General features: G+C 54.7%; 23 protein-coding genes and 1 riboswitch. Of the genes, 18 read left to right on the forward strand and 5 right to left on the reverse strand.

Annotation, left to right across the window (positions count from 1 at the left end; genetic code table 11):
- Positions 1 to 26: 26 nt before the first annotated feature.
- Positions 27 to 131, forward strand: a riboswitch (SAM riboswitch).
- 72 nt (positions 132 to 203) lie between these two features.
- Genes NMQ00_RS07715 through NMQ00_RS07725 form a run of 3 tightly spaced genes read left to right on the forward strand, consistent with a single transcriptional unit; the run spans position 204 to position 2,703 of the window.
- On the forward strand, positions 204 to 1,025 hold the full coding sequence (locus NMQ00_RS07715) for a MetQ/NlpA family ABC transporter substrate-binding protein (RefSeq protein ID WP_255178617.1): 822 nt from the start codon (positions 204 to 206) through the stop codon (positions 1,023 to 1,025).
- A 9-nt stretch (positions 1,026 to 1,034) separates the two neighbouring features.
- On the forward strand, positions 1,035 to 2,069 hold the full coding sequence (locus NMQ00_RS07720) for a methionine ABC transporter ATP-binding protein (protein WP_255178618.1): 1,035 nt from the start codon (positions 1,035 to 1,037) through the stop codon (positions 2,067 to 2,069).
- The gene (locus NMQ00_RS07725; protein WP_255178619.1) at positions 2,041 to 2,703 is read left to right on the forward strand and encodes a methionine ABC transporter permease; all 663 of its coding nucleotides are present in this window, start codon (positions 2,041 to 2,043) and stop codon (positions 2,701 to 2,703) included. Before NMQ00_RS07720 ends, NMQ00_RS07725 begins: the two co-directional genes overlap by 29 nt.
- 28 nt (positions 2,704 to 2,731) lie before the next feature.
- Here the strand turns inward: NMQ00_RS07725 and NMQ00_RS07730 are convergent, their stop codons facing one another.
- The gene (locus tag NMQ00_RS07730) at positions 2,732 to 3,127 is read right to left on the reverse strand and encodes a Spx/MgsR family RNA polymerase-binding regulatory protein (protein ID WP_021067479.1); all 396 of its coding nucleotides are present in this window, start codon (positions 3,125 to 3,127) and stop codon (positions 2,732 to 2,734) included.
- 172 nt (positions 3,128 to 3,299) lie between these two features.
- Between NMQ00_RS07730 and NMQ00_RS07735 the strand changes: the two genes are divergently transcribed.
- The 5 genes from NMQ00_RS07735 (at position 3,300) to NMQ00_RS07755 (ending at position 7,876) form a co-directional block, all read left to right on the forward strand.
- A complete protein-coding gene (locus NMQ00_RS07735) occupies positions 3,300 to 3,683 on the forward strand; it encodes a DUF302 domain-containing protein (protein ID WP_255178620.1) in 384 nt (127 codons plus the stop codon).
- A 103-nt stretch (positions 3,684 to 3,786) separates the two neighbouring features.
- On the forward strand, positions 3,787 to 5,079 hold the full coding sequence (locus NMQ00_RS07740) for a hypothetical protein (RefSeq protein ID WP_255178621.1): 1,293 nt from the start codon (positions 3,787 to 3,789) through the stop codon (positions 5,077 to 5,079).
- 11 nt (positions 5,080 to 5,090) lie between these two features.
- Positions 5,091 to 6,341 carry a hypothetical protein gene (locus NMQ00_RS07745; protein ID WP_255178622.1) on the forward strand — a complete coding sequence of 417 codons (1,251 nt, stop codon included), beginning with the start codon at positions 5,091 to 5,093 and terminating at the stop codon, positions 6,339 to 6,341.
- An 18-nt stretch (positions 6,342 to 6,359) separates the two neighbouring features.
- Complete coding sequence (locus tag NMQ00_RS07750) at positions 6,360 to 6,764, forward strand: hypothetical protein (RefSeq protein WP_255178623.1); 405 nt, start codon at positions 6,360 to 6,362, stop codon at positions 6,762 to 6,764.
- A 206-nt stretch (positions 6,765 to 6,970) separates the two neighbouring features.
- Positions 6,971 to 7,876, forward strand: coding sequence for a methyl-accepting chemotaxis protein (locus tag NMQ00_RS07755; RefSeq protein WP_255178624.1), 906 nt, complete (start codon positions 6,971 to 6,973; stop codon positions 7,874 to 7,876).
- A 39-nt stretch (positions 7,877 to 7,915) separates the two neighbouring features.
- Here the strand turns inward: NMQ00_RS07755 and NMQ00_RS07760 are convergent, their stop codons facing one another.
- Positions 7,916 to 8,572: a M48 family metallopeptidase gene (locus tag NMQ00_RS07760; protein WP_255178625.1), complete on the reverse strand. Its 657-nt coding sequence runs from the start codon at positions 8,570 to 8,572 to the stop codon at positions 7,916 to 7,918.
- Positions 8,573 to 8,688: 116 nt separating this feature from the next.
- Here NMQ00_RS07760 and NMQ00_RS07765 point away from each other — a divergent pair, with 116 nt between their 5' ends.
- The 4 genes from NMQ00_RS07765 to NMQ00_RS07780 all read left to right on the forward strand — a co-directional run bounded on the left by NMQ00_RS07765 (position 8,689) and on the right by NMQ00_RS07780 (position 13,940).
- Positions 8,689 to 9,861, forward strand: a complete 1,173-nt coding sequence (locus tag NMQ00_RS07765; RefSeq protein WP_255178626.1) for a MalY/PatB family protein — start codon at positions 8,689 to 8,691, stop codon at positions 9,859 to 9,861.
- Positions 9,862 to 9,931: 70 nt separating this feature from the next.
- Positions 9,932 to 11,143: a hypothetical protein gene (locus tag NMQ00_RS07770; protein WP_255178627.1), complete on the forward strand. Its 1,212-nt coding sequence runs from the start codon at positions 9,932 to 9,934 to the stop codon at positions 11,141 to 11,143.
- Positions 11,140 to 12,279 carry a hypothetical protein gene (locus tag NMQ00_RS07775; RefSeq protein WP_255178628.1) on the forward strand — a complete coding sequence of 380 codons (1,140 nt, stop codon included), beginning with the start codon at positions 11,140 to 11,142 and terminating at the stop codon, positions 12,277 to 12,279. Before NMQ00_RS07770 ends, NMQ00_RS07775 begins: the two co-directional genes overlap by 4 nt.
- Positions 12,280 to 12,369: 90 nt before the next feature.
- Positions 12,370 to 13,940, forward strand: a protein-coding gene (locus NMQ00_RS07780; RefSeq protein ID WP_255178172.1) for an IS3 family transposase whose coding sequence is annotated in 2 segments (ribosomal slippage) — positions 12,370 to 13,009 and positions 13,009 to 13,940 — 1,572 coding nt in all. Because the reading frame shifts where the segments join, the coding sequence is not laid out codon by codon here.
- 91 nt (positions 13,941 to 14,031) lie between these two features.
- Here the strand turns inward: NMQ00_RS07780 and NMQ00_RS07785 are convergent.
- Together NMQ00_RS07785 and NMQ00_RS07790 are read right to left on the reverse strand one after the other, a co-directional pair.
- Positions 14,032 to 15,042: a tyrosine-type recombinase/integrase gene (locus NMQ00_RS07785; RefSeq protein WP_255178629.1), complete on the reverse strand. Its 1,011-nt coding sequence runs from the start codon at positions 15,040 to 15,042 to the stop codon at positions 14,032 to 14,034.
- Between the two features lie 15 nt (positions 15,043 to 15,057).
- Positions 15,058 to 16,113 carry a GGDEF domain-containing protein gene (locus NMQ00_RS07790; RefSeq protein ID WP_255178630.1) on the reverse strand — a complete coding sequence of 352 codons (1,056 nt, stop codon included), beginning with the start codon at positions 16,111 to 16,113 and terminating at the stop codon, positions 15,058 to 15,060.
- Between the two features lie 353 nt (positions 16,114 to 16,466).
- On the opposite strand from NMQ00_RS07790, the gene NMQ00_RS07795 reads away from it, so the two are divergent.
- From NMQ00_RS07795 to NMQ00_RS07810, 4 genes are all read left to right on the forward strand, one after another.
- Entirely contained in the window at positions 16,467 to 16,871 is a 405-nt protein-coding gene (locus tag NMQ00_RS07795; protein WP_255178631.1) for a CoA-binding protein, read from the forward strand.
- Between the two features lie 129 nt (positions 16,872 to 17,000).
- A complete protein-coding gene (gene parE / locus NMQ00_RS07800; protein ID WP_255178632.1) occupies positions 17,001 to 18,968 on the forward strand; it encodes a DNA topoisomerase IV subunit B in 1,968 nt (655 codons plus the stop codon).
- Positions 18,969 to 18,970: 2 nt separating this feature from the next.
- The gene (gene parC, locus NMQ00_RS07805) at positions 18,971 to 21,376 is read left to right on the forward strand and encodes a DNA topoisomerase IV subunit A (RefSeq protein WP_255178633.1); all 2,406 of its coding nucleotides are present in this window, start codon (positions 18,971 to 18,973) and stop codon (positions 21,374 to 21,376) included.
- Between the two features lie 101 nt (positions 21,377 to 21,477).
- The gene (locus tag NMQ00_RS07810) at positions 21,478 to 22,146 is read left to right on the forward strand and encodes a hypothetical protein (protein WP_255178634.1); all 669 of its coding nucleotides are present in this window, start codon (positions 21,478 to 21,480) and stop codon (positions 22,144 to 22,146) included.
- Between the two features lie 40 nt (positions 22,147 to 22,186).
- Here NMQ00_RS07810 and NMQ00_RS07815 read toward each other — a convergent pair whose 3' ends face one another.
- Positions 22,187 to 22,693, reverse strand: a complete 507-nt coding sequence (locus NMQ00_RS07815; RefSeq protein ID WP_255178635.1) for a DinB family protein — start codon at positions 22,691 to 22,693, stop codon at positions 22,187 to 22,189.
- A 139-nt stretch (positions 22,694 to 22,832) separates the two neighbouring features.
- Here NMQ00_RS07815 and NMQ00_RS07820 point away from each other — a divergent pair, with 139 nt between their 5' ends.
- Positions 22,833 to 23,444: an NUDIX hydrolase gene (locus NMQ00_RS07820; protein WP_255178636.1), complete on the forward strand. Its 612-nt coding sequence runs from the start codon at positions 22,833 to 22,835 to the stop codon at positions 23,442 to 23,444.
- A gap of 14 nt (positions 23,445 to 23,458) precedes the next feature.
- Complete coding sequence (locus NMQ00_RS07825; protein ID WP_255178637.1) at positions 23,459 to 24,175, forward strand: MBL fold metallo-hydrolase; 717 nt, start codon at positions 23,459 to 23,461, stop codon at positions 24,173 to 24,175.
- The last annotated feature ends 2 nt before the right edge of the window (positions 24,176 to 24,177 follow it).

Genomic DNA, 24,177 nt, shown 5'->3' on the forward strand with positions numbered 1-24,177 from the left:
AGATGATAACAATTAAATAGACCGATTGCTTATCAAGAGTGGTGGAGGGACTGGCCCTATGAAACCCGGCAACCAGATCATTATGATCATGGTGCTAATTCCAACAGACGAAACCGTCTGGGAGATGAGCGTGTCCGACTTTGACTTGTCGTGCCCGCCACTCTGAATGAGTAGCGGGCTTTCATTTTGGAGGAGGAACAACCATGAACATCAAACAGAAAACAGTACTCGCAGGAACATCACTACTCGCCGCCCTCGCCTTGTCGGCGTGCGGACAATCGGACGCGAGCGAGGCTCTCAGCACGGAGGCGCTCACCATCGGCGTCACGGGCGGACCACACCAACAGATTGCCGAGAAAGTGAAAGAACTCGCGGCAGAGGACGGCCTCGAACTCGACATCAAAGTGTTCAACGACTACAATACGCCGAACACGGCACTCGCCGAGGGCAGCCTCGATGTGAACAGTTACCAGACGTTGTCGTTCCTCGAACTACAAAAATCCGACAAAGGCTATAAGATCGACGATGTGTTCAAGACCGTCGCTTTCCCGATGGGGCTCTACTCAGAGAAGTTGACCGACATCGAGGACTTGAAGGAAGGTGACAAGGTCGCCGTCCCGAACGACCCGGCGAACGAGCTGCGGGCGCTCCGTCTCTATGAGACAGCGGGCCTCATCACGTTGAAAGAAGGCTTGACCGACAAGGCGACGAAACGAGATATCGCCGAGAACCCGCTCAACCTTGAATTCATCGAGCTCGAGGCGTCCCAGCTCCCGACCCAGCTCCCGGAAGTCGCACTCGCGGCCATCAACACGAACTTCGCGATGGGTGCCGGCCTATCGATCAATGAGGACGCCTTGTTCCACGAAGACACGGTCAATAACCCGTATCCGAACTACGTCGTCGTCCGCACCGACAACAAGGATGACGAAGTCGTCGCGACGCTCAAGTCGTACTATCACTCGGACGAGGTCCGGACGTTCATCGAAGAGACGTTCAACGGCTCGATCGTCCCGGCGTTTTAAGGAGGCCCTATGATCGCACTTAAAGGAATCACGAAGACGTTCACGGTGAACAAAGGTGCCGTCACCGCACTTGACGATGTCTCGCTCACGATCGAGAAAGGCGAGATTTTCGGCATCATCGGCCGAAGCGGCGCCGGCAAGAGCACGCTCATCCGCATGATCAATCTGCTCGAACGCCCGACGTCGGGCCAGGTCGAGATCGAAGGGCAGGACATCACGAAGCTCGACAAACGTGGGCTCTCAAAACTCCGCCATCGAATCGGAATGATCTTCCAACACTACAACCTGCTCAAGACGGCGACCGTCGAAGAGAACGTCGCCATCCCGCTCCGGCTTGAAGGTCTCGACAAGGCAACGATCCGTGCTCGCGTCGACAAATACCTCGACATCGTCGGCTTGACGGACCATCGGAAACATTATCCCGAGCAACTCTCGGGCGGACAGAAGCAACGTGTCGCCATCGCCCGGGCCCTCGCGCATGAGCCGGACATCCTGCTCAGCGACGAGGCGACGAGCGCGCTCGACCCGGAGACGACCGAGTCGATCCTCGACCTCTTGCTTGACATCAACCGCGAGCTCGGACTGACGATCTTTTTGATCACGCACGAGATGGAAGTCATCGAGCGCATCTGTGACCGGGTCGCGGTCATCGAGGCCGGCCGAATCATCGAGGAAGGGGACGTGCTCGACGTGTTCTCGGACCCGCAGCATGCGACGACACGCAAGTTCTTGAAGACGAACCTCGATGTCCCGAAAGAGGTCGTCGAAGAATTGAGCACGCACGGGACGCTCGTCAACTTGTCGTTCATCGGCCATCAAAGTGAACAGGCCGTGCTCGCCCAGTTGACGAAACGATTCGGCTTGCTCCCGAATATCATCGGGGGCGGCATCAAAAAGCTAAAAGGCGGTCTCGTCGGCAATCTGCTCGTCCATTTGGACGGCGATGAGGCCCAGACCGACCAAGCCGTCCGTTTCTTAGAAGCGAGCGGCGTGAAAGTGAAGGAGGTGACGAACCATGCTTCAGTTTTGGGAAAATTGGGGTGACTTGATTTGGACGGGAACGATCCAGACGCTCACGATGACCGGCATCGCGCTCGTCATCTCGACGTTGATCGGATTGCCGCTCGGGACGCTCCTCGTCTTGACGCGACCGAACGGCCGACTCGCCAATCGTTATCTCTACGGCATCTTGTCGAGCGTCATCAACGTCGTCCGTTCGATACCGTTCATCATCCTCTTGTTCTTCATCCTCCCGTTCACCCGCTTCATCATGGGGACGACGATCGGCGTCCAAGGCGTGCTGTTGCCGCTCATCGTGTTCACGGCCCCGTATATCGCACGGCTCATGGAGTCGGCGCTACTCGAGGTCGACCGCGGTGTCGTCGAGGCGTATGAGGCGATGGGCATCTCGACCCGTAAAATCATCTGGTACGTGTTGATTCGGGAGGCCCGCTCCTCGATCGTGCTCGGTTTGACGATCGCGACGATCGGGCTCATCGGCGCGACTGCGATGGCCGGACTCGTCGGGGCCGGCGGACTCGGCGATATCGCCTATCAGTACGGGCATCTCCGATTCGAACCGGAAGTCATGTATGTGACCATCTTCGTCTTGATCCTGCTCGTGCAATCGATTCAATCGTTCGGCAACCGCTTGGCGGCCAGACTCAAGAAGGCATAAGAAAAAGAGCTCTGCTTCGGCAGGGCTCTTACTTGTTGTCGAGCAACCGTTTCAACTCGGCGATGCGGTCATGACGGGGGATGAACGTCCGAATCTCTTTCTCGCTGAACCCGATTTGAATCCGATTGTCGTCGACGACGATGGGACTCTTCAAAATCTGGGGGTGCGACGCCACAAAGCTGTACAGCTCACGGAGCGACATCTCGTCAAGTTGGTCCGCCGCTTGTTTGTACACGCTCTTTTGGACGGACAACAGGTCGGTCGTCCCGTTCTCCGTGAGGCGAAGCATGTCTTTGAACTCGGTGAACGACATCCCTTGGTCGGTCAATTTCTTCTCGATGAACGGGATGTTCTGTTCGCGTAACCAATCGATCGTCTTACGGGAAGAACTGCAGCTTGTATGTGTGAATACGGTGACCGTCACGGCAACCACTTCTCCTTTACGTAAGTATGGACTTCTCTATTTTCTCTCATACATACGTGACAGACATCGAATATGTTTCAAATCACATATACTTTTTTTGTACAAACGAACGATTTATCACTCCTCACTTCGGGTACATGACGAGAGAGACTACAAACGAGGAGGAATTCACATGTTCGATTACACGGTCAAGACGGATCAGACGGTCGAAGCGGTCGTCGAGAAGTTGAAAGCGACACTCAAAGTGGAAGAGTTCGGCGTACTCTGGGACTTTGATTTGAGTGAGACGCTCGAAGAGAAAGGACAGGCGATTGAGGGGGACTATCGCATCCTCGAGGTATGCAACCCGAAAGAAGCGAAGAAAGTCATCACGGCGCACCGGGAAGGCGGTTATTTCCTGCCGTGTAAGCTCGCTGTCTTCACGAAAGACGGGGCGACCCATGTCGGGATGCCGAAGCCGACGAAACTGATCGAGCTGATCGAGGATGAGTCGCTTCAATCGATCGCCCACGACGTTGAGACGCGACTGACGCGTGCGATTGATCAAGCCGTATAATCATCGTTGCACCCGTCCAGGGAACTGGACGGGTTTTTCGTATTCCCTCCTAAAGTAATATAATGGTAAAATTGGTACAAATAGATGGTAAGGGGCGGATGAGTTGAAAAAGTTAGTCGGTTTACTTGTACTATCCACCGGGTTATTGAGCGGTTGCGGCGGGGAAAAACCAGACGTAGTGAACTTATCGTACGTCGACGCGCATTGGACCGTCAGTAAGTATTCGTTAGAGCAACCAGAAGCCCTCGAATCGGTCGATGAGACACTACAGGCCTGTACCGGGGACTTGACGACCGAATTAAAAGGGGATTTGACCGTGTACGATACGGTCATCGCGAATCGCCATCAGATGACCGATACGGGAGATGAATATGCCTATAAATCGGTGACGTACATCAAAGGCGATGAGAATTATGCACTTTGTCGTGATATGCTCTCGGAACGCTTTCAAGCAGAGGTCATCGAGTCGTTCCCCCAATTTGTTGATACACAGAAAGGAAAGCGAATTCAACGAAACCCGTTCATCGAACCTGCCGATGAGACCACTCAAGCAACATTCCTCGATGCGGATGGATTATTGGAGCCGAGTAATTCTGTCGAACCTTTTCCTGATACCGTCGTCACGTTCACACCAGCCTTCCACGGTGAGATGGAATTGACCATTGGAGATCGACCGGTCGCATTTCCGGTGCTGATGTTCGACCCGATGATGGCACACATAGATGAAGTCAAAGTCGCAATCGGATATCACCCCGATGAAAAGAAGCCCTATATTTTAATGATGCTCGCGGACCTCTATTTCTCGATGAGTCCGTTAGATGAGATTGTCGACCCGTTAAAAGGAGAGCTGACATATGAAGAGTTGAAAGTTAAACGGCTGCCGCTTCATTCGGAACTGTTGCCCGACAAATCCTATCCATTGTATGAGTTCAGTTATATCCGTGACGGGAAAGCGGTGACCGAGATTGCGACCATTACATATCGTGCCTCTGAACTGTTGACGATTTCTGAACAAAAGGCGCTCAAGGACAATCCGGACGAGCAGTATATGCCGGTTGTGTCAGGTCCACTGATTTACCTACACGAGAAACGGTTCAACAGCGAATCGATATTGACGTATCCGACCGTGCTGCGTGCGGCCGGTAACGAGATGGATGACCTCATTCAAGCAATCGACTCTGCTGAGCCGACGAAGCGCACGGGTGATCAAGGGAACTATCCTTATCTCACAATCGTCGACGGACTCAAGGGACAAGAGTTCGAGGTGACATATAAACAGCGCTCGAAGAAGCTGGATATTTACGTGACGGACCGATCGACCAAGGAGACGTATAAACTGACGAGCGAAGGGGCAGAGACATTCTTGTCCTACTTCCCTGATTTGAAGACGAAATGAGTGGGTGGAACATGAAGAAACGAGTGTTGATGGCCTTTTCACTGCTATGCTTGACAGCAGGCTGCTCAGAAGACGTGGACGTCGTCCACTATGGCCATATCGAGGAACACTGGCAGGCCGAACGGGTCACGATGAACAGTCAGGAGCCTGTAGTGGATGCCGAAACAATTTTGAACCAATGTGAAGACGAGGAACGATTGGCCGAACTAGCTGGAGAGACATTTTCTGTTCTCGGGATGGCCTACGCGACCCGGGCCCCGTTTACGACTGACGATTATGATGGATACAGTTTCAACGAAGTGACGTATGTCGAAGGAGATGCGGTCTATGCGCTTTGTCGATCAGACCGGATGGACGGGATGTACCGGGCCGTCGAAATTGAGGCGCGACCTGCCTATTTGAAAGACGAGGTGGGAACGGAAATCTCGTCTCTTCCGACCATTCATGTCGCGACCGACAATGAGCGGGACGCGTTACATAAACCGGACGCCTTCTATGAGGAAGGACAAGACATCGAACCGTATCCGGTCACGCTCATGAGAATCTCGCCCGGATTTACCGGCACGGTCGAGATTGGGATTGGAGAAGGAGGCTACTTCAACCCATCCTTCGACTTTTCGCCGGACCTTAGACCGTTCGATGTGTTTATCGCTCTAGGGCGACATACGGAGACGAACATGCCTCTTTTACTTACGTCTTATGGCGGTGATTGGGCTCGCTATTCCTCCTCAGTTCTAGAAGATGCCGACTTGCTCAATGGGGCGGACAGTCTGACCTTCCGTCGGGTATTCGAAGGTGGAACGATGGAACCGATGACAGCCTATCCGTTATATGACCTCACGGTTGATCTGGATGGAGAAATGGTGACAAAAACCTTGTCGATGCGTTATCGACCTAGCCACCTCTATACGGATACAGTCGAGCCGAAAGAGAAGACCGTCGCTTACCTCCATAAGTATCCGTATCACCGGGAAGTCCCACTGCCTTACCCTGATGCTGTGAACGTGAGCGGCGAGGCGTATGGTCGATTGGTCGAAGCTATCGAGACCGCGAGCCCGTCGACGAAGAGTGGTGAGACGAAAGACTATAAGTGTTTGACGCTATTGCACGGCAATCTCGGTCAACAGTTCGAGGTCAGCTACCAGCAACGATCGAAAAAAGTCGATGTCTATGTGAAGGACGTGAAGACCGGGGAAGTATTCAAAATGTCGAGCGTCGGGGCGGAGACGTTCCAAGAACTGTTCCCACAGGCGTTCGAATGAATGAGGAGGGGTGCTCTGTTGAAACGCATGTTGGCAGGATGTGTCATCTGTATGGGACTGCTGCTCGGCGGTTGTGCCAGTAGCGAGGAAAACTTGGACCCGTCTCGCATCGACTATGAGACGTTAAATGCTGACGGCGACTATGGGCCGACACGCACCATTACCGATGCTGAGACGAATGCCGTACTTGCTCAAATGACCGAGGCGGTCGTTTGGGAAGACCAGCCCGTCCCAATCGAGCGGGAACCCGATGTGGAAGCGACGTTTGTCTACACGCCGGACGATGCGCCGGAGCGTTCGCTCGACTTCGGGATTTGGTACGAAGAACAGATGATCGGCGGCATCAATCCAAAGGACAGCCGGGGCGAACTCACGACCGAACAAGTCACGTTGTTGCAAGCCATCTTCGATGAATCGGAATGATCAAGGACTCGTGCCAGGCACGGGGCCTTTTTTTGATGACCAGCTTCAAAGAGAACAATTGGAAAACACTTCAAATTCAAGATATTGACTCGATTTCAAAAACTGATACTATTCAGGACTATTATCACAAGGTACACTTGAATTCCGCTGCATTACAGGAACAAAGCACTACAGGAAATCGAGAAAAGAAGGTAGGAATAATCGGAATGGAACTGACAACAACCGCTAGTCTCTCATCCCCTGACGTGCTCCGCGCCCTCGAGACCAACGTGGCGATGATTCGATTCGACCGTCAACGACGCGTCGTCGATGTGAACGACCTCTTCGCCAAGGCGATGAAATATAAACGTGAAGAAATGATTGGGATGCACCATCACTTGTTCTGTACTCCGGATTTTGTCAGCAGCCCGGACTATCAAGCGTTTTGGAACAAACTGTTCGACGGCTTCAGCTCGGCTGACAAAATCGAGCGGATTGACGCCCGAGGTGACTCGATTTGGCTCGAGGCGACGTATATGCCGATTTATGAACAGGACGATGTCGTCGGTGTCGTCAAAATCGCCTCCGACATCACGAGTCGCCAACAGACGATTGAGGAGTATGCGCGCTCGTTCCGTGACATGGCCGATAACCTTGACGACCGGGCCCGTCGTGGTATGGCGGAGAGTCAACAGTTGAAGCAGACGATCGAACGGCTTGACGCGGACTCGAACCAGAACTTGAAGATGCTCGCGAACTTGCAGGAGCAGGCAGCCGAAATCACGAAAATCGCCAGTACGATCAAGGAGATTGCCGCCCAGACGAACCTGTTGTCGCTCAACGCCGCCATCGAGGCCGCGCGGGCAGGGGAGCACGGTCTAGGGTTCAACGTCGTCGCGACCGAGGTTCGTAACTTGTCACGTCTCGTCGAACGCGCCGTCATCGAAGTGCGTGCGAACACGGACGGGATGAACAAAGAGCTCATCTCGATCGTCGAAGGTGTCTCTCGTTCCAGTGCAGACATTCAAGAGAGTGTCCGCATCATGGAACAGACGCTCGAACGGTTTGAGCATATCGAACAGTCGGCCGAATCGTTAAACGGCACGGCCGAGCGGTTTACGTCCGCCATCTAAAAAAAACCAATCGGACATGCCCCCATGCAAGGGACACGTTCAATTGGTTTTTTTGATTTGAAGCGTATGGCCATGCTGTTTCAACCAGGCCATCGCGCCGGCGACGTCTGGATACACTGACGCAAGCTTCGACCAGAACGCTTTCGAGTGGTCGAAATGGACGAGATGGACCCATTCGTGGGCGATGACATAGTCCATGACGTCCTGCGGGGCGAGCATGAGCCGGACGTTGATCGAGATCGTCCCGGTCGAGCTGCACGACCCCCAGCGCGTCTTTTGGTGGCCGATTCGGATTCGGCTCGCCTTCACGCCGAGCTGTCGTTCATAGTGGGGGGACCTTTCAATCACATAGGCAAGGGCCCGTTCGCGGAGCCAGACCTCGTACGCTTTCCGAAGCGATGACTCGTCCCACGTAGCGGGACAGTGAAAGTTTTCACTGTCGAAACGGAACCTTGTCTCGGTATTGCTTTTGACGAGCGGAAACGTCTCTCCGTGCAAAAACAGTCTGTCGGCTGGTATGACGTCACGCTTAGGTAGTGCAGCGAGGCGATCTTCAATCCAGCCGGCATGTTCCGTTAATATTGTCTCGACGACCCGGTTCGGGAGCCGCGCCGGAATCCGCAGCTCGATCCCGTCCGGTGTCACGAAGAAGGCTGCTCGTTTCCGGCGTTTATGGCGGATGACGGTCACGGTCATCGGGTTCACCTCCTTGAAGTATCTCGGTCGATTATAGCCGACGCTCCCCGAATCCGCCATCGTTTTGCGGACTCGAACGCTCGTTTTTTGTTACAGTAGGAGTAGGAGGGATGAACATGAAATCAATCTTACATCAATCGCTTGACCGGACGGGAACGGATTCGGTGAAATGGGACGGGCTCGACCGCTGGTTCCATTTGAAAGAGGACGTCTTGCCGCTCTGGGTCGCAGACATCGATATCCGCACGGCACCGTCCATCTCGGAGGCGCTCGCGGCACGAGCCGCGACAGGGGAGTTCGGGTATACGCTGTTCTCAAGAGACGCGCAGGCTGCCGTGAGCTCCTGGTATGAGCGCCGTCACAAGCTCAAGGTCGATGCCGATCACGTCCTGTTCTCGAACGGCGTCGTGCCTGGATTGACGCATATCGTCGAGGCGTTGACAGATGAAGGGGATGGGGTCGTCATTCAGTCGCCCGTCTATCCGCCATTTCATGAACTGGTCACTGGGTTAAAACGGGAGTTGCTCGACGCCCCGCTTCGTCAAGTCGATGGCCGCTACGAGATGGACTTTGATGCGCTCGAGACACAGATGCGCAAGGCGAAGCTGTTCTTGCTCTGCTCGCCGCATAACCCGGTCGGACGGGTATGGACCGAGTCCGAGCTGAAGCAAGTCGTCGAGCTGGCGCGTCGCCATGACGTCATCCTCGTCGCGGATGAGATTCATGCCGACTTGACCTATCCGTCACAGCGACACACCGCCCTCAACCGCCTTGATGACTCGGTCATCACGGTGAGTGCCCCATCGAAGGCGTTCAATATCGCGGGGCTGTTCGCATCGTACATCATCTGTCCGGACGACGCGATGCGAAAACGGATCATCCAAGTCCAAAATAAACACCATGTGCTGCCGACACCGTTCGCGAACACGGCCATCATCGCGGCCTATACGGATTCGCGGGCCGAGCGTTGGCTCGACCAGTTGACGGCCGAACTCGAGGAGCAGGCGACGTATCTCGTCAATCGGTTCAATGAGGAACTGCCTCAATTGAAGACGTTCCTGCCAGAGGCGAGTTATCTCCTGTGGATCGACTTCGCGGCGCTCAACCTAGAACCGGAAGCACGGAAGAAGTGGCTACATGAAGAGGTCCGTCTGTTCTTGTCGCCAGGTCGCCCGTTCGGCGAGTCGGGCCAGACGTTCGAACGGATTAATTTTGGGACGTCGCGCGCCGTTCTCGACGAGGCGTTCAAACGTCTTACGGAACATGCCGACGGAAAGGCGTTTGTATGATTCGAGAAACGGGAAAAATTTCACAATGAGCCACACTAGAACGATGGCCACGGAAAGCGAGTGAATGTGAATGGAGACGATCAATTGGAAAAAGAAGATGGAGGAACAACTGAGGCGTAGCGGATTCACGTTACAAGTCGAGAACATGGCCAACCTCGGTCTGACGGAGATTCATGCGTCATCATCCCCATTGATCTCGTATCCGCTCCGAATTCGCCTGTACGTCCGCATGGGTTGGCTCATGTGCACGGTCGATGCGACATCGGTCGACCGGAACGAAGATCATCCGCTTTTCGAACGGATGATCGCCGCCGTGTTCGAGCGGATCGTCCGTCACCTGTATCACGCCTACGACTTCCATGTCTTGACGTATATCGGCAACACCGGTAATTACATCGCGCCAAAAGAATCAGAGACGGGAGAAATCGTGCGCTTGCTCGCGCAACTGTGGACCGACCGCTCCTATCTGCACCTCGAGACGTATGAAGAGTATCCGGCCCTATACGTGACGCCACCTTGGGCGCACCAAGCCTACGCGTTCGAGAGCACAGAGGACGAATGGATCATCTATGCGGGCCGGAGCGGCCGTCCGGCGACGGACTATCGCGCCGACGGGACAGAACTCAAACCGCATCGCCTGGCCGAAGGAGACTTGTTCTTCCCGGTGCATCGCATCCAAAAGGACCGCGGCACGCTCGCGCTCGCCGAATGGTTGCGGCTCGAGCGCCGCGAGGTCGAGGATTTCATGCTCGCCTTCATGAAGACGATTCAGAAATTCGACCCCGCTTTCGGCTATTCCTGGGGCGGGACCGACACGTTCTTCCACGGGGTGCCGGTCGAACCGTATGCACAAGTGCTCCGACTCGAGAGCGGAAAACGGCGCTACCGGGTCATGAACAACTCGGCTAAGCGGCTGTTCGCCGTCGGGAACGACCCGCTGGAATGTTTGAAAGAAGTGGAACAGACGCTCCGGACGGTGCGCTTGCCGGAGCAACGGGTCTCCTCGCTCGGTCAGCTCGTGATGGGCATCTGGCAACAGTTCGAGCCCGATGAATCGACCTATATCCAGGAAGTCGCCTATCGCGGCATTTCCCAGTTCCAAATCGAAGAAAAGATTGGCCACGCCTTGGCGAACCGCCAACGCGTCCGCTGGGTCGAGAAGTCCGACCCGCACCAATCCATCATCGAGTTCGCCCATCTGCGGATTTCATTCCCAAAACGACCACCCGGTATCGTCACCGTCGAGCCGGTTGAATCTTCCTATGAGAGAGGTGCCCTATGAGAATCGTTGACGCACGTGCCATGTCAATCAGCCATGAGGATTTAATCGCCGTCACCGAGACGTCCGTCTACTATCGGGAGAAGACCGGCGAGACGAGTTTCTCGATTTATCGTTATGATGAAGAGGATGGTGCCGTCACACCGATCAGTCATCGCGTCTATGAAGACTACGGCATCTCGAAACTGTTCGTCAGTGACGCCCGCGTCTACTTCTTGAACGAGACACCAGACCGGACCGGTGTCGTCCGTACGGAGTTGATCGCGTTCGACTATCGCTCCGGACAAGAGGATGTGCTGGCGACGTTCGAAAAACGTGGCAACAGCACGCTCTATTGGGTGCTCGCGGACCGTTACTTCCTCTTCTTGACGAGTTTTGGCGATACTGACGAGGCTTGGTTGTATGATGCGGAGACGGCGTTCCAAGAGCGGATCCGCGACGAGCGGCTCGTCGGGCATGCCGGCAAGTTCCGTGAGCTCTATCTGTTCTCGACCGAACTCGATGGCGTGCCATACGTCGTCTGTAACACCCGGTTGGATGAGTTTGCCTATTATGAGGCACTCGAGGGCGGACGGGTCTCTCCGGACGATGCGATCGACCATTCGGAGGCGATTCTAATCTGTTCGCTCGATGAGGCGGTCGAGGCGATCCGGTCCCGCCAAGACGAGATTCCGTTCGAGGACTTGATTCGGCTGCATGGGGAAGGGGACACGGTCCAATACTTGGGTGAACGGGACAAGCGTCTCCGGTTCTCGACTTTCGTCGATGAGGCGAACGAGGAGACGATTTATGAGCTGACGGCTCCGGACGTCCTCCGTGAAGTGGCCGTCGTCGACTGGGGCGCCTATGAACCGATCGACTTCACGTACGATGATGTCGGCTCGACGATTTTCATCAAGGTCGAAGAATCGGCGGACCACACCGAACTGATTGACGCGACGACCGGCGCCCGCTTCCTCGACACGGCTCCGTTCGAGCGCGTGCTCGCCTCGAACTATTTCATCCATGAGTCGGCGGAGGGTGTCAATGGGGGCGTGAGCGTCTTCAATCTCGAGACGAACGAGCGACAAACGTTCGAAGATGCTTATTACACGGTACTCGATGAGACCATCGTCATCTTATCGACGAAACAGTTATAACGAAAACACCTGAACCAATTATGATATGCTCCCCAATAGGTAGACAGATGAAATAACAAATCTGTTTATCTGATTGGGGAGTGTTTTTTTATGGCGAGAAGTCGGCATTCGATCGAACAAAAACTGGCTGCGCTGCGCATGATGGAAGAAGAAACCTATACGTGGAAGGAAATCATGGAAGCGCATAACGTCTCTGAGAATACCCTCCGGGTGTGGAAAGTGAAATTCGATACCGGCGGGATCGACGCGTTGAAGGAATCGAGGACCTGGAGACATTACACCAAGGAACAAAAGATTGCCGCCGTCCGTGACTATCTCGATGGGGCCACCACGGTGGAAGTCCTCTCCAACCATCAAATCAGTGATGGATCTGTTCTTCGAAAATGGATTAAGAAGTATACTAGTCATAGCGAGTTAACAGATTCGAGAAAAGGGATGAATCGAGCTATGACAAAAGGAAGAAAAACTACATTCGAAGAGCGCTTCGAGATCGTGAAATACTGTTTGGAGAATGGACGCAACTACCAACAGACCGCGGAACAATATCAGGTGTCTTATGGGCAAATCTATGGCTGGGTCAAGAAGTATGACACGGACGGGGCAGAAGCGCTCCTGGACCGCCGTGGGCGTACGAAGCCAGAGGACGAACTAAGTGAAGAGGAGAAGCTGAAACGCCGGATCCGGCAAATGGAGCTTGAGAACGAACTTCTTCGTGCGGACAACCTGTTCCTAAAAAAGTTAGAGGAGATCGAGAGGAGGTCGTGATCAGCCAGGTACGGCTACAGCAACGATATATCGCCATCAAAGAATTATACGAAGAGGAGGCCATCTCGGTCGTCCTCCTCTGTCGAGTCGCCGGCATCTCACGGGCGGCCTATTACAAATGGTTGAACCGCACCATACCGGTGCGTCAAGAAGAGAACGAGAAGCTTCTGGAGGACATTCGTCTACTCTATGACCAGGCGAACGGCACATACGGGTACCGTCGGATCACGATGACAATCAATCGGCTGCGCCGGCAACAGAGCCTGTCCCCATTCAATGAAAAGCGAATCTATCGCTTGATGCATAGCCATGGGATCCAATCGGTCATCCGCCGGAAGCGGAAGAGACATAAGAAGTCAACGCCGCAACATGTGGCCGAAAACCTGATGAACCGAGAATTCAGTGCGTCCCGCCCGGACGAGAAATGGTGCACCGACGTCACCGAGTTCAAGTATGGGACCGGGAAGAAGGCGTATCTGAGCGCGATCATCGACCTGTATGACGGCTCGATCGTCGCCTACCGCATCGGAAGGTCCAACAACAACGGGCTCGTCTTCCAGACGATGATGCCAGCCATCGCGGGGCTCCGTACAGGAGCACGTCCGATGATCCATAGCGACCGAGGGTTCCAATATACCTCAAGAGGGTTCAAACGGATGGTAGAAGACGCGGGAATGACCCGCAGCATGTCCCGGGTCGGGCGTTGCATCGACAACGCCCCGATCGAGAGCTTTTGGGGCACCTTGAAAGTGGAGATGTACTACTTGCGTGAGTTCCAGGCCTATAGCGAACTCACGAGGGCCATCGAGACCTACATATCGTTCTACAACCACGATCGTTTCCAGAAACGACTAAACGGCTTGAGCCCTGTCGAATACAGGTCTCAAGCCGCCTAGGCTGGTTTTCATTATTTGTCCTGTCTACTTGACAGGGAGCACTTCATTATCGCGATCGGTTCAGGTGTTTTATAGTGGTTTACATAATAAGTTATCGTAAACCTATCATGGCCTGTTTTTTCTTCTCATCGCCGATATGGGCATACACTTGTGTCGTCGCCACCGATTCGTGCCCGAGCAACTGTTGAATCGTCAACACGTCGATGCCGCTCATGGCGAGCCGCGAGGCGAACGTATGTCGGAGTTTATGTGGCGTGACCTGTTTATGCGTCAAGAACGGCAAATACGGTTTCAAGCGGTCGATGTGCCCCTTCAACGTGTGTTGCACCGTCCGCACCGAGATGCGCTTGCCTCGCTCCGAGTGGAACAGCGGACCTGACCCGCCACATCGATAGGCGTCGAGGAGCGGATCGAGCGGGGAGGCGATCGGGATGACCCGTTCCTTGTTACCTTTCCCGATGACCCGAATCGTCCCACTCTCGCGGTCGATATCGTTCCAATCGAGACCGACGAGTTCCGAGACGCGCATCCCGGTCAACCCGAGCAGTTGAATCATCAAAAAATCGCGGTCCCGGTTGCGCTCGTACCAGCTCGCCTCGCGGTCGGACATACCGACGTTGCTACGGACGAGCGTTGAGAAGTCGAGCCATTCCTGCTCCGTCAAATAGACCGGGTTACGTTTGGCACGCTTCGGCCGTTCGACTGCCTGGAACGGGTTATGGGCCGTCACGCCCGTCTCGATCAAATGGTTGAACAGCGATTGCATCGACGACAATTTGCGGTTGATCACGCTCGGTGCGTTATCGAGCTCGAGGGCGAGATACGTCGCATACGCCTCGGCGCCCGCGTGGTCGAACTCGACGAACGAGTCAATCTCGACCGACGACGGGTCGACCTCGGATGCGCTGGCGGCTTCGACCCAGCGGAAAAAGTCTAAAAAGTCGTACAGATAGCGCTGCGCGGTCTGTTCCGAATAGTGTTTGGCGGCCAGATGGTTCAGGAAACGCTGGATGAAGCTCGGCATGCGCTCGTAGCCGCTCAAGTTAAAGCGTTTCGTCGTGACCTTGGCCGGTGATTGTCCGAGTTGGCGAAAAATACTCAAAAGATCTCTCCTTGCTTACTGATGGATTGACGCGACGATCCGGTCCTTGCCTTCCTGTTTGCCGGCCCGGAGCCGGTCGTCCGCCTCTTTGACGAGCGTGTCGACGGCCTCGAATCCGGTCCGTGTCATGACACCGAACGTCATCGTGACGCTGAGCCGACGGCCGTCATAAATCGTCTCGAGTGCTTTAATGCGTTGCCGCAAGCGGTCAACCGTCTCCGTGGCCTCGGCTGCGGACTGGTCCGTCAAGAAGATGAGGAACTCCTCGCCGCCCCAACGGATGGTAATCCCGTCGGTTCGGGCAAGCGCGGAAGCGACTTGTTTGAGCACGAGGTCGCCGCAATCGTGGCCGTGTTGCTCGTTGAACGCCTTGAAGTGGTCGATGTCCCCTAGGGCGACGGCATATGGCCGTCCTTTGATGACAGCCTCGCGAATCTCGTCTTCGACCAACCGGTAACCGGTCGTCCGATTATACAAACCGGTCAGTCCATCTCGTGATGCGAGCGTGTGCAACCGTTCGTTCGTCCGCTCGAGCTCGGACGTCACCTCAACGACGGACCCTTCGAAGACGAATGACAGCCCGGCGATCAAGGCGATTGTCGACAAGAGACAAAAGAGGCCCAATATTTGCTCGAAGGACGGTGTGAGCGGTTGCGTCCCTGTCGTCACATTCATATATAGAAAACCGTAGATGGTCATGGCGAGTATCGTCGAGGCTACCCGGATGGACCGACTGACGTTCGGCATGAAGAACACGCCATAGGCGACCATGATGATGAAGTAGTGAACGTTCGCACCCCAACCGAGCACGACCGTCGAGATGATGGCGTTATAGACGACCTCGATGAACAGACCGACGAAGAACGCCCGATAATATCGTTTATGTACAAAATAAAAGGATAGCGTGTAATACAGAATGCTGAGTAAATTCGACCAGGCGAGTACCGTGACGCCGAGTTGCCAAAACGTGATCAAGAACACGACGTGGATGAGCCAAGCGAGCGCGTTCCCATAAAAAGTGATGCGATAATTATATAGTGTACCGCGACGTTCCTCATAGGCAGTTCCCACGCGAACACCTCCTGAACCTTAGTATACCGAACTGACGTCGATTTGCCCATGGGCGTTCGAGAATCGAGTCAATCCCATTCTCAAAAACGTCGTGAATACGTCGTTATGATTGCGTGAAATAGATATTTCACGCAATGTTCGCTCACGCGGCATTTTCATCCGAGACACACATCGACCTGCCAACCGGAGGAAAAACGTAATATAATACGGTTTACATAATTAGTTATGGTGAACCAATTGATTTGTTTTAAAAATTCGAAAGAGTTACAGTTGTATGATAAAAGAAAATAAAGCTTGAAACGGTGATTCATGTAAAGGTACACTGAGAACGTAAACAAAAGGGGGATTTCAGGATGGACGATCAACGTTTGAAACAATGGCTCACCGAGGCGAAGACAATTGCTGTCGTCGGTGTGTCAGCGAACCCGAACAAAACCGCAAACCAAATCGCAGACTATCTGCTATTGCAAGGTTACACGGTCATCCCTGTCAATCCGACGCTCGAGACGTGGAACGGACGCAAAGCCTATCCGACGGTCGAGAGCATCCCGGGACGCGTCGACATCGTCGACGTCTTCCGACGCAATGAGTATTTGGCCGGCGTGGCCGAAGATGCCGTCCGACATGGGGATGTCGGTCTCGTCTTCAACCAGCTCGGGCTCACCAGCCCGGACGCCGAGCGGATCGCTCGCGATGCCGGACTCGACTACATCGAAAATCGATGCATCTATGTCGAGCACGCCCGCCTTCTCGGTTAAGACCTACCTCCTTGGTAGGTCTCCTTTTTTTCACGAGCCCCGCTCGCGGAGGGAGGCTTGCCAGAATCCAAAAACAGCTATACAATAGGATAGAAAAACGAACGTGTGTTCGAAATTGAGGTGACGAAGATGTCAACAGACTTATTTAATTACAATGAAGACGCCATCCAGGTGCTCGAAGGACTGACTGCCGTTCGGAAACGTCCGGGGATGTATATCGGTTCGACCGACCATCGCGGCTTACACCATCTCGTCTATGAGATCGTCGATAACGCGATCGATGAGGCGCTCGCCGGTTTCGGCGGCCAAATCGACGTGACCATCCATAAAGATGACGCCATCACGGTGCGCGACCATGGGCGCGGTATGCCGACCGGGATGCACGCCTCTGGGAAACCGACGCCAGAGGTCATCTTCACGGTCCTCCACGCCGGAGGTAAGTTCGGCCAAGGCGGCTATAAGACGTCAGGTGGACTCCACGGGGTCGGCGCCTCGGTCGTGAACGCACTCTCGAGCAAGGTGCTCGTCACGATTTATCGCGACGGCAAAGTGTTCGAGCAGACGTTTGCCGACGGCGGGATCCCGCAGACGACGCTCCTTGAGACCGGAAAGAGCCGTCAGACGGGGACGAGCGTCTACTTCAAACCGGACGCCTCGATCTTCTCAACGACGACATACAACTACGACACGCTCGCCGAACGGCTCCGTGAATCGGCTTTCCTTTTAAAAGGATTGACAATCACGCTGACAGACGAGCGTTCGGATAAAGAAGAGACGTTCCACTACGAGGAAGGGATCGCCGAGTTCGTCCAATATTTGAACGACGACAAGGCGACGCTTCATCCGATCGTCTACTTCGAAGGGACGGAGAACGATATCGAGCTCGAGCTCGCCTTCCAGTTCACGGACGCCTATTCCGAGAACGTCCTCTCGTTCGTCAACAACGTCCGGACTCGTGACGGCGGCACGCACGAGGTCGGCGCCAAGACGGCGATGACCCGCATCGTGAACGAGTACGCCCGTAAGAACGGATTGTTGAAAGAAAAAGACAAGAACCTTGACGGCGGTGACGTCCGCGAAGGCTTGACGCTCATCGTCTCGGTAAGGATCCCGGAAGAGTTCCTCCAATTCGAGGGGCAGACGAAATCGAAACTCGGTTCGCCTGAGGCCCGCACGAGTGCTGATGGCGTCATGGCCAAACAACTGACGATCTTCCTCGAGGAGAACCCGCAGATGGCGACGATGCTCATCAAGAAGGCGATCCGTGCCGCCCAAGCCCGCGAAGCCGCCCGGAAAGCCCGGGAAGAAGCGCGTAACGGCAAGAAGAAGAAACGTTCGAGCATCTTGAACGGGAAACTGACGCCGGCGACGTCGAAGAACGCCGCCAAGAACGAACTGTTCCTCGTCGAGGGTGACTCGGCCGGCGGTTCGGCCAAACAGGGCCGCGACCGGACATTCCAGGCCATCCTGCCGCTGCGCGGGAAGGTCATCAACTCGGAGAAGTCGAAACTCCAGGACATCATGAAGAACGAGGAAATCAACACGATCATCCACGCGATCGGGGCCGGGGTCGGCCACGACTTCGACCTTGAGGACTGCAATTTCGACAAAATCATCATCATGACCGATGCCGATACGGACGGGGCCCACATCCAAGTGCTCCTGTTGACGTTCTTCTTCCGTTATATGCGCCCGCTCGTCGAGGCCGGCAAAGTGTTCGTCGCCTTGCCGCCGCTCTATCGCATCTCGAAAGGGAAAGGCAAGTCGGAACAGTTCGAGTACGCCTGGGACGAAGAGGCGCTCGAGAAGCTCGTCAAAGTGTATAAGAAGGGCTATATCCTCCAGCGCTACAAAGGTCTCGGTGAGATGAACGCCGACCAGCTATGGGAGACGACGATGAACCCGGACACACGGACGCTCATCCGTGTCACGGTCGATGACGCTGCCGTCGCCGACAAGCGTGTCTCGGTGCTCATGGGAGACAATGTCGCCCATCGCCGCGAGTGGATCGAGGAGAACGTCGCCTTCGGCCTCCAGGAAGATGATTCGATCATCTCCAATGAACACGTGACTAAAGCGATTGAGGAAGTGATGTAACGATGTCGACGATTCAACACATTTTAAACTTGTCGCTCGAACAGGTCGTCGGTGACCGCTTCGGGCGTTACTCGAAATATATCATCCAGGACCGGGCCCTCCCGGACGCGCGCGACGGGCTCAAACCCGTTCAGCGCCGCATCCTGTATGCGATGCACCACGAAGGCAACACGAACGAGAAACCGTACCGCAAATCGGCCAAGACGGTCGGGAACGTCATCGGTAACTATCACCCGCACGGTGACATTTCCGTCTATGAGGCGATGGTACGCCTATCGCAGGACTGGAAGTTGCGTTATCCGCTTATCGACATGCACGGGAACAACGGCTCGATGGACGGCGACTCGGCCGCCGCGATGCGGTATACCGAGGCCCGTCTGTCGAAGATTGCCGGCGTCATGCTGACGTCGATCTCGAAGAACACGGTCGACTATACGCCGAACTTCGACGATTCGACCGAAGAGCCGCTCGTCTTGCCGTCACTCCTCCCGAACTTGCTCATGAACGGGACGACGGGGATCTCCGCCGGTTATGCGACCGAGATTCCGCCGCATAACTTGACCGAGGTGCTCAATCTCGCCATCGCCCGCCTGAAAGGTGAGGTCGAGACGACAAATGACGCCTTCCGTTATATGCAAGGGCCTGACTTCCCGTCTGGCGGGATCGTCATGGGCAAAGACGGCATCTTGAAGGCGTTCGAGACCGGAAAAGGCAAGGTCATCATCCGTGCCAAATCGGTCATCGAGCCGCTCAAGGGCGGTCGTGAACAGATCACGATCACCGAGCTCCCGTATGAGGTGAACAAGGCGAACCTCGTCAAGAAGATGGAAGAGCTCCGTCTCGACCGCAAAGTCGAAGGCGTCGCCGAAGTCCGTGACGAGACCGACCGGACCGGTGTCCGTGTCGTTATCGAGTTGAAGAAGGAAGCCGATGCGGAAGGTGTGCTCCACTTCTTCTTGAAGCATACCGACCTGCAGCTCGCCTATAACTACAACATGGTCGCCATCGTCAACCGGACACCGAAACAGATGGGTCTCTTGTCGATTATCGACGCGTATTTGAAACACGTCGAAGAAGTCGTCACTCGACGCACGACGTTTGAGCTCGACCAGGCGAAGAAACGCGCCGAGATTGTCGATGCGCTCGAACAGGCTATCTCGGTCCTTGACGAGACACTCGAACTCATCCGTTCGGCGAAAGACAAATCTGAGGCGAAGCAGAAGCTAATGGAGCGGTTCTCGTTCTCGGACCGTCAAGCCGAAGCGGTCGTCATGCTCCAATTGTATCGTTTGACGAACACGGATATCGTCGAGCTCCAGAAAGAGGCGAAGGCGCTCCAAAAAGAAATTGCCCGCCTTGCCAACATCTTGAACGTCGATGCGACGAAACGGAAGCTCATCTCGAAAGAGTTGACCGCGCTCCGTGACGAGTTCGGCGACGCACGGCGCTCGGTCATCGAGTCCGAGGTCGAAGAGTTGAAACTGAAGACCGAGGTCATGATCGCCGTCGAGGAGACGATGGTGTTCGTCAGCCGCGATGGCTACGTCAAACGTTCGTCGATGCGCTCATATGGCGCCTCGAGCGACGAGATGCCGGAGATGAAGCAGAAAGACCGTCCCGTCCTCGTCACCCAGGCGATGACGACGGACCATCTGCTCGTCTGGACGAACAAGGGTAGTTACTTGCTCATCCCGGTCCATCAGATCCCGGAGTCGAAATGGAAGGACGCCGGACAGCATGTCGCCAACCTCGTTCCGATCGAAGGCGAACAAGTCGTCTCGGCCGATGTCGTCTCGACGTTCGACACCGACGCGCACTGTCTGTTCGTCACGCGTGAAGGGATGGTCAAACGGACCCCGCTCCGTGACTATGACGCCCAACGCAAGTCGAAGGCGCTCATGGCGCTCAAACTGAAAGGCGACGACGAGGTCGTCTTTGCCGGTATCAGTGACGGTCCGGGCCAACTGTTCCTCGTCTCTGAGCGTGGCTATGGCCTCTGGTTCAAAGAAGATGACGTGCCGGTCGTCGGTCAGCGTGCCGCCGGTGTCAAAGCGATGAACTTGAAGGATGGGGACATGGTCGCCGATGCCTTCGCCTTCTTCACACCGCCGCTGTTCGTCCTCGTGACGCAGCGTGGAGCAGTCAAGAAGATGAAGCTCGAGGCTCAGTTCGACTGCACGAACCGCAACTTGCGCGGCACGATGCTCATCCGTGAGGTCAAATCGAAACCGCACCAGATTCGTCGTGTGCTCCCGGTACATGACGATGAAACGCTCCACATCATCGGGAAAGAGAAAGCGAAGACGGTCAAGACGAAGCAGTTGACGCTCTTGGACCGTTACGCCAACGGCTCATTCGTGTTTGATGAAGAGACGTTCGGAGAAATTGAGGACGTGTATCTCGATTAACGTATTAACCCCTGTACAACAAGACGTTGTGCAGGGGTTTTTGGTTTCGATATACTAGAGGGGATAGTAAAAAGCGAATCCATTAACGAGGAGATCATTCCATGCACGATTTGCTGAACGACCCAAACATGAACAATTATCCGGAGTTCCGCACGTTTTGTGAATTGAAGCGTCGAGGGTTACGAAAACAGGCACTTGTCGCCATGACACCGTTTCTTAAGACGGTAGAGACATGGAATTTTGATCAGCGACAGGAATTCGTTGCCTGGCTATACACGCATGACGAATCGTCCGACCCAGATGACCCCTATAATATATTCGTGTATTCGCTCGTAACGAACGTACTACAACCGACCCTCCTTGAGTGGAAGCAGCGTATCCCGAATGATCCTCGTCCTTATCGCTGGCTACAAGAGTATGAACAGGCATTCGCACTCGGTGGGCTTTCGGAACAGATTGCAGTCCAAGCGCTCATGGATCAAAAACTATTTGCACTTTGGTTCGCATTTCATCACATTAACGAAGATCTTTATCTCAGTGAGGTCGATGAGGACAAAAGTATCATCATAGAAGCGAGACGGCTGAACCAGTCCGTATTGAGTGAAGAAAAGCAAGCGGAATATGAGGCGGAACTCAGTTACTATAGCGACTTGCTGGCGGATTGGGTGACATACACTCAGACAGAGTCAAAAGACGAAAGTTTTCTCGACTGGTGTGAGCGATACGAACGAAATTACCCGTTCACTGAAAGCTATTATTATGAGGAGTAAACTAAAAGACGCTCAAGGGCGTCTTTTGTTGATTGTATTTTTAGATTCCAGCCCCCATCAAATAGCGCTCCAAGTCGGCCTGTTGGCGCAAGTGGTGGCGGGTATGCATCTCGATGAGGTCGTACCACTCCTGGTCGTTCAGCCAGCCAAAACCGCCATGCCGGGCTTTGACGTCACGGTTCGCCGAGCGGACGAGCGGTTCAAGCCGACTCAAACGCGAAGACAACTCGTCGAGTCGTCGCTCGAGCGTCTCACGCTTGTCGGTATTGTTCGGAGGTTGGTTCATCTCGTCAGGTAAACGGATTTTGATCGGAGGGAACCCGCCGGCTTGAAACAATCGGTCACCGAACTCGGTCTTACCGAGTGGTTGTGCTTCGCGTGAGGCGAGACACCGTTCAATCTCGTCCGCATATTCCTCGGCCACCACGATGATATGGTCGTACATCTGCCCGATTGACCAGACATCTGCTGCCGCCTGATAGCGCAACTGTCGCTCGGTATAGCCGTCCAAGTCTTCTTTGAACTGGGATAACACTGCCATCGCCATATCGTTCCTCCTTCAACTGCTTTTTTTCAATATATCATGGGGATGATAGGTACTTTCTTGAAGGAGCGGGTATTCTTGAAAAGGAACAAGCCCTTCGTTTGGCGAATGGGGTAAGAGGACAAAACATGGGGGGATCACTATGTCTCAATGGCTCGACTGGGCCAAACGGCTCCAAGCGCTGGCACAGGCCGGATTGACGTTTACGAAAGACGAGTTCGATCGCGAACGTTACGTCGAACTGCAACGAATCGCGACCGAGATGTTCGAACGACAGTCAGACCTCGCTTTGGAGGAGGTCACGAAACTGACGCACGTCGATGGTTACCCGACACCGAAACTCGACGTGCGCGGTGTCGTCTTCCGAGACGATGCAATCTTGCTCGTTAAAGAGCGGTCGGACGGGCTTTGGACGTTACCGGGTGGATTTTGTGAGGTCGGGTTGTCCCCGGCCCAAAATATCATCAAGGAGATTGAGGAAGAGGCCGGATTTGATGTCGTACCGGTGCGCCTGCTCGCGTTGTTCGACATGCATCATCACGACCATCCGCCGCTGTCGCAGCATTACTATAAATTGTTCATCGAATGCGAGCTGATTGGTGGAGAGGCGCAAGTGAGCCATGAGACGAGCGAGGTCGCCTTCTTCACACGGGACAACTTACCACCTTTATCGACCGCACGGAATACACAGGAACAGCTTTATATGTGTTTTGAGGCTAGATGGCAAGAAGATTGGATCACGTTGTTTGATTAAGGGGAGGGGATACCATGAAAGTCACACGGATTGATCACGTCCATCAACTGACATTCTATGCACCTGTATTACCGATTAATGTCCAGTTGATTGAGCGGGAGCTCGGACTCGTCTTGATCGACACCGCCCTCGCGCGCAACGCGGAAGCGATTTTAGCGTATATCGAGGCACAGGAGCGTCCGCTGCTCGCCATCTTGCTGACGCACGCCCATGGCGATCACGTCGGTGGTGTCGACATTATCTTGAAGGCCCACCCTCACGCCGAGCTGTACGTCTCACGTCGGGATGCCCGTCTCCTCGAAGGGGACAAGACGACCGACCCGGATGAGCGGCCGCTCAAACTAAAAGGGTCCCTCCCGACCATCCACTCCTTGCCGGATAAATTGCTCGACCCAGGTGAGCGGTTGTTCGGCCTGAAGGTCTATCCGGCAGCTGGTCATACTCCGGGCTCCATCGCCTATTTCGATGAAAAGGAGCGGAATTTGTTTGCTGGTGACGCATTTCAGACACGTGGGGGAGTCGCCGTGGCAGGGGATGTGCGTCCGTTGTTCCCGCTACCGGGTGTCGCGACGTGGGATCAACGGGCAGCGGTCGAGCATGCGGAGAAGTTGATCGACCTGGCACCGCGCCACACGTTCGTCGGACACGGACAGCCCGTCGCCGGGACACATCGGCTCTATTTGGCGCTGAAGCGTGCCAAACGCAAGCAAGCACGTCTATTTTCACGATAAGC

The organism is Exiguobacterium aurantiacum, from assembly GCF_024362205.1.
GTDB classification, from domain to species: Bacteria; Bacillota; Bacilli; order Exiguobacteriales; family Exiguobacteriaceae; genus Exiguobacterium; species Exiguobacterium aurantiacum_B.

What these genes read in the sequence shown, in the direction of transcription:
- NMQ00_RS07715 (WP_255178617.1), top strand. Translation starts at nt 204, where the DNA reads ATGAACATCAAACAGAAAACAGTACTCGCAGGAACATCACTACTCGCC.
- NMQ00_RS07720 (WP_255178618.1), top strand. Translation starts at nt 1,035, where the DNA reads ATGATCGCACTTAAAGGAATCACGAAGACGTTCACGGTGAACAAAGGT.
- NMQ00_RS07725 (WP_255178619.1), top strand. Translation starts at nt 2,041, where the DNA reads ATGCTTCAGTTTTGGGAAAATTGGGGTGACTTGATTTGGACGGGAACG.
- NMQ00_RS07735 (WP_255178620.1), top strand. Translation starts at nt 3,300, where the DNA reads ATGTTCGATTACACGGTCAAGACGGATCAGACGGTCGAAGCGGTCGTC.
- NMQ00_RS07745 (WP_255178622.1), top strand. Translation starts at nt 5,091, where the DNA reads ATGAAGAAACGAGTGTTGATGGCCTTTTCACTGCTATGCTTGACAGCA.
- NMQ00_RS07755 (WP_255178624.1), top strand. Translation starts at nt 6,971, where the DNA reads ATGGAACTGACAACAACCGCTAGTCTCTCATCCCCTGACGTGCTCCGC.
- NMQ00_RS07760 (WP_255178625.1), bottom strand. Translation starts at nt 8,572, where the DNA reads ATGACCGTGACCGTCATCCGCCATAAACGCCGGAAACGAGCAGCCTTC.
- NMQ00_RS07765 (WP_255178626.1), top strand. Translation starts at nt 8,689, where the DNA reads ATGAAATCAATCTTACATCAATCGCTTGACCGGACGGGAACGGATTCG.
- NMQ00_RS07770 (WP_255178627.1), top strand. Translation starts at nt 9,932, where the DNA reads ATGGAGACGATCAATTGGAAAAAGAAGATGGAGGAACAACTGAGGCGT.
- NMQ00_RS07775 (WP_255178628.1), top strand. Translation starts at nt 11,140, where the DNA reads ATGAGAATCGTTGACGCACGTGCCATGTCAATCAGCCATGAGGATTTA.
- NMQ00_RS07795 (WP_255178631.1), top strand. Translation starts at nt 16,467, where the DNA reads ATGGACGATCAACGTTTGAAACAATGGCTCACCGAGGCGAAGACAATT.
- parE (WP_255178632.1), top strand. Translation starts at nt 17,001, where the DNA reads ATGTCAACAGACTTATTTAATTACAATGAAGACGCCATCCAGGTGCTC.
- parC (WP_255178633.1), top strand. Translation starts at nt 18,971, where the DNA reads ATGTCGACGATTCAACACATTTTAAACTTGTCGCTCGAACAGGTCGTC.
- NMQ00_RS07810 (WP_255178634.1), top strand. Translation starts at nt 21,478, where the DNA reads ATGCACGATTTGCTGAACGACCCAAACATGAACAATTATCCGGAGTTC.
- NMQ00_RS07815 (WP_255178635.1), bottom strand. Translation starts at nt 22,693, where the DNA reads ATGGCGATGGCAGTGTTATCCCAGTTCAAAGAAGACTTGGACGGCTAT.
- NMQ00_RS07820 (WP_255178636.1), top strand. Translation starts at nt 22,833, where the DNA reads ATGTCTCAATGGCTCGACTGGGCCAAACGGCTCCAAGCGCTGGCACAG.
- NMQ00_RS07825 (WP_255178637.1), top strand. Translation starts at nt 23,459, where the DNA reads ATGAAAGTCACACGGATTGATCACGTCCATCAACTGACATTCTATGCA.